This is a genomic window from Rickettsiales endosymbiont of Peranema trichophorum (assembly GCF_004210275.1).
Taxonomy (GTDB): Bacteria; Pseudomonadota; Alphaproteobacteria; order Rickettsiales; family Midichloriaceae; genus RICK02.
In genome coordinates this window covers 1-1,454 of record NZ_SCFA01000075.1, presented here as the reverse complement: position 1 = coordinate 1,454, position 1,454 = coordinate 1, and the positions used below count along the sequence as shown (strand labels likewise).

General features: G+C 42.4%; 1 protein-coding gene. It reads left to right on the top strand.

What is annotated here, in order from left to right:
• Positions 1-18: 18 nt before the first annotated feature.
• A partial coding sequence (locus tag EDM53_RS03925) for a hypothetical protein (RefSeq protein ID WP_207215470.1) occupies positions 19-1,454 on the top strand: 1,436 nt, incomplete at its 3' end.

The following is a 1,454-nucleotide window of genomic DNA, read 5'->3' as shown; positions in this document are numbered from 1 at the left end:
CATCAAGAGAGTATAGGTATGTACTGGTCTAGCCAAGAATTTAAGGATTATGGAGCGATGGTGGCCACATTAAGTAGGGAAAAGCCAAAGACGTTAAGTTTAGACTACCTGAGTGAGGATTATATGAGGCACATAAGGACGTACAATAGCAACAGGGGGATAGAGTCATTAGACAACATTGGTGTGAGTATACCAGACGGGCTAAAACATTTTGATAAAAGCAAGAAAGTGCTGGATTTAGGTGAGGAGCTTAAGAAAAGTAACAAATATTCGTATATAGACTACGATTATTCTGAGATTAAGTTTGGTAAGTACGTAGGAGAGGTGAAGGTAGATGGACAGTCGGTATCGATAATAGACCAAAGGAATATAGGAGGATGTTTAATTAGAGGTGCAGATGTTGGTCATTTAAAGTTGGGAGATTCGGTTAGACTTGTTGAGCGGTTTGATGAGAGGGGTGGTTGCAGCATAGAGATAAGTGGAGAAAGTGTAGCCCTCGATTCTTCGGATTACGAGACGCGTCAAGCAAATAGGGAGGATGCCATGATTGAAATGATATCAAGGAAGATGTGCTCGAATGAAAGGCATAAGGTAAGGGAGAACCTTACAACAGAAGAGGTATACAGTGCACTGTATGAGAAATTGGATACTTTTTTACCTGAATTTGGCTTTAGAAAGAGTGGGAACCATTACGTATCGACAACTGGGCAGAAGATAGATGGCAGTAGTGGTAAAGCGGGGAAGGTATACGTGTATGAGGACAGGCCGTGGTTACTTATGGACTACACAAGGGGCAAGAAGAGCATATGGCAATACGTGAGTGAGACTTCAGGAGGTAGTAAGAGGGAAATATTTGAATATTTAGCATCTGCGTCTGGTCTGAGGGAAGCGCTATACGAAGGCAAAGTAATCTCTAGAAAAGCTGTGAAGGAGAGGGAAATTACAAAATCAAACACAAAATATGAAGCAAGTGGAGCAAGTGTAGTAGACACCAAAAAAGTAGGAGATGTAAAGGCAGGAAAGCGGGAGGAACTAAAAGACTACAAGGTTTCCCAAGAAGTATGGGCGATGATATACCAATACTCATTAAACAAGCTAGGGAGTGGTAACAACAAGGTGATGAGGTATTTGAAGGAGGAGCGTGGGTACAGCGATGAGGTGATCAAGAGATGCGGCATAGGTTACATACCGAACAAGAAGGGGTTAATGGAATATTTAAAAAGGCACTCTGTACAAAATATAGAGGACATACAAAAGGTGTTGGGAGTGATAGGCTACAAACACCACATGGTGATACCATTACATAACAAGGAGGGGGGTATAGTAGGAATGGTTGGCAGGAACATAGAGCACAGTAAGGAGTCGGAATACGGAAAGTACATGTTTAGCAAAGGAGCCCTGAAGGGAGGGAGCATGATAGGGATAAGGGAGGTAGAGGTCAAGGAGCCATTAGT